Source organism: Terriglobus sp. YAF25, from assembly GCF_052113305.1.
Classification (GTDB): domain Bacteria; phylum Acidobacteriota; class Terriglobia; order Terriglobales; family Acidobacteriaceae; genus Terriglobus.
Map to the genome: position 1 here is coordinate 1 of NZ_JBFRCY010000521.1, position 3385 is coordinate 3385.

Sequence of the window (3385 nt, forward strand, 5' to 3'; positions counted from 1 at the left end):
GCCCAGGCGCGCTCGACGATAGGAGCGTACTTGGCGCGGGGAAGAATGCCTTCATTGATGCCCCAGGTCATGGCGTAGGTGAAGAAGCCGGAGCCGGAGATCTCGTCCTGCTCATAGGCTGTCTGGTCCAGCAAACCCGTGCGCCACAGGCCGCTGGGCTGCTGCAGGCCGGCGATGCGCTCCGCCATCTCCTGGAAGAGCTTCACGTACTGCGCCCGGGAAGGGTCGTTCTTCGGCAGCGCCTTCAGCACATTGGCGGTGCCTGCGAGCACCCAGCCATTGCCGCGGCTCCAGAAGAGCTTCTTGCCATTGGCTTCCTTCTTGTTCAGGAAGGTGCCGTCGCGGAAGAAGAGGCGTTCTTCGCGATCGTAGAGGTGCTCTTCGGTAAGCTTCCACTCCTGGTTCATCTTGTCGATGTAGCGATGGTCTCCGGTGATGGCAGACATGCGGGCCAGGGCAGGCGGAGCCATGAAGAGAGCGTCGCACCACCACCAGAGATCCTTTGCCGGGTCGGCAGGACGCTGCAGCAGGCGATCGAAGGTGGCGCGGGCATCGGCGATGCGCTTCGGATCCGCGTGCTCCTGGTAGAGCAGCTCATACGATTGCGCGATGACTTCGTCGTCAGCATGGAACTGGCGGTTGGCCCAGAGCTTCCACTGAAACTGGTTGAAGAGCGTTACCAGGCGGTCATGGTATTTGGCATCGCCGATGATGTCGGTAGTCGCGAGCAGGCCAAGGTAGAGCGGCCCATAGGTCCAGTCCTGGTTGTACTTTGTCTCCGAGTACGAGAGTTGCCAATCAGCAACCTTGCGCATCGCCTTCTGAATTGCGGGCCGCGTCACCGCACCGGAAAGATCCGTTGCCAGAGGCCCGGCATCGGGAATCGTATCGCCTGCAGCGGCAGAGATCGCAGGGCCGGTCATGGGCTTCTCCTGCGCTGTCAGCGAGGTGCACAATGTGGCTGCGAGCAGAGCCGCAGCGGCTTTATTGAGATGCATCAATGTGTGTTCTCCAGTGTGAGAAATGCGGGTTCAATACCTTCAGCGTGAACTGATGCGACGACCGGACCGGTACGCCGCAGGCTGATCTCTGCGCGGCCGTTATAAAGCTGCACGACACGCGATCCGTTGGGCGTTCCAAGGTTATCAATCAGGGCACCATTACCGGCAAGGGAAAAACGAACGACAGCACGAGAGTCGAGGCAGGAAACTCCGGTGGCATCCAGCATACGGGCCTCGATGGTCACGCGGTCGGGCCCACTTTGTACGGTGCGCAGCGCCAGCTTCGCGGGCTTTGACCATGCTGCGATCTGATACTGGAAGTGGACGGTGTCGCTCACCGTGGAGGAGTTGCTCTTCGCGACGGCGCGAAGTTCGTTCTCTCCCTCGCGGAAGGCCAGATCCCAGCGCAGTCCGCTGCACGGAAAATCTTCCGGTGCCCGCTTCTTGACGCCGACCGACTTACCGTTGAGCCACAGCTCCACCTCGGTGCAGTTGGAGTAGATGCGGACCATGCGCTGCTGCCCCGCCTTACCCCAGCGTACGGGCCAGTTGTGTCCGTAGATGCGGACCATCGGCTCTTTCGTCCAGTAGGACTGGAAGACGTAATAGCCTTCCTTGGGCGTGAGGTCGCGAGTGATGACGCCCTTCTGGTTAACACGAGGCACGGGATTATCGACACGCAGAGGCGTCGTGAAATCCTTGAACACCCACTGCGCGGTGCCAGTGAGCCAAGGGAGAGACTCCTGCGTCTGCAGATACCAGTCGAAGAGGTCGCAGGCGTAAGTCTCGCTCCACTCGCCGTCGCGCGACATACGTGGAGCACCGCCGGTGAGTTTGTAGTCGAATCCCTTTTCGGCGGTGCCGCGGCCGGTAAGGATGTGCGCCAGCATGGGATCAGGATCTTCCGCATGGCGTCCTGCATGGCTGTCTGCGCCCCATTCGGCGTGGAAGAAGAACGGAGTCGCAGTCCGCGCCTTCTCCAGCGCTTCGCGATACTCAACGTAGCTCCCGCTGTACCATCCTGCCCAGATCGAGGGTGAGTAGACATCGGGAATGTCCTTCGCGAAATCACAGCGCCGGAAGGATGTAAGACGTGAGGGATCCTGCTTATGCGCGAGGTCACGAAGCTCGGTCATGTACGCGCGAATCTGAGCGTGGTCTTCTCCGCCGGGTTCGCTTGGCCAGTCATCTTCATTCCCCAATCCCCAGAGCAATACAGAGGGATGGTTCCGATGCTGGTCGATCATGATTCGCATCAGATCAAGGCCACGCTGGCGGAACAGAGGACTGGTGATGCCACTGCGGCACCAGGGAACCTCTTCCCACACCAAAATGCCTAGCTCGTCGCAGAGATCGAGAACAAGGCGTGACTGTTGGTAATGCGCCAGCCGGATGAAGTTCGCTCCCATTCCCTTGATCAACTCGAACTCTTTACGAAGCGCTGGTTCCGGAGTCGCCGCGGCATAGCCGGCGTGGTCCTCGTGCCGTTGCGTTCCACGCAGCAGCAGACGCTCGCCATTCAGATAGAAGGGGCCATGTTCCTCGAAGCGTGTATGACGAACTCCGAAGCGATGCCCGGCAGATGTCGTTCCCGAAGCAGACTGCAGTGTGACGTCACAGCGGTAAAGGCGAGGTGTTGACGGCGACCAGGGCTGTGGTGACGACAGCTCAAACGAAGCCAGCTCGGTCTCGCCATTCCAAGGAGTGCGTTGCAGCGATTGCTGATGCACTGTCTTACCGGCCGGATCGACGATGGCGAGTTTGATATCCACCGTGCCGGAGATCGGCTGCGGTGCATACAAGCGGGCCGTCACCGCGACATGCGCTGCTTTGCCGGGCTCGAATGCCACGGCGGTATGGACAGCCTCGAGTGAGACCGCCGGCACGTAGAGGAGCGAGACATTGCGGTAGAGACCGCCATAGAGCGTGAAGTCGCTCAGGTCAGAAGGCATGCGATCGAGATCGCGTCCGTTATCACAAAGAATCGCGAGCTGGACCGCCTTGCTGTCTTTCTGGCGTCCACAGGCGTCGGTGATATCGACCATGAACTCGTCATAGCCGCCGACGTGTTCGCCAACGCGCTCCATGCCTATATAGACTGCGGAGCTTTGACCGGCCCCTTCAATATGCAGCAGCGTCCGCCCTTGGGGATAAGGGTTATCGATGGCAAGTTTTCTACGATACCAGCCTTGCCCACGATAGGCGGGGGTATCAGGGTCGCAGCCATCATAGGCATTGAAGCAATGAGGAAGCGTAACCTTTTGCCAGGTGACCAGCTCTTCGCTATGCCATACCTGAAATTTTGGATCGAGCGGGCCGCGATAAAACTCCCAGCCGTCGGTCAGACGCTGAGCCGTTGCTTGTTGTGAGTGACTGTCCTGCAG

General features: G+C 59.9%; 2 protein-coding genes. Both read right to left on the bottom strand.

Annotation, left to right across the window (positions count from 1 at the left end; all coding sequences use genetic code 11):
* The coding region (locus AB4043_RS19305; protein ID WP_442307809.1) for a glycoside hydrolase family 88/105 protein at positions 1–998 on the bottom strand (998 nt) is incomplete at its 3' end.
* The coding region (locus AB4043_RS19310) for a glycoside hydrolase family 2 TIM barrel-domain containing protein (RefSeq protein ID WP_442307810.1) at positions 998–3385 on the bottom strand (2388 nt) is incomplete at its 5' end. The genes AB4043_RS19305 and AB4043_RS19310, both read right to left, overlap by 1 nt.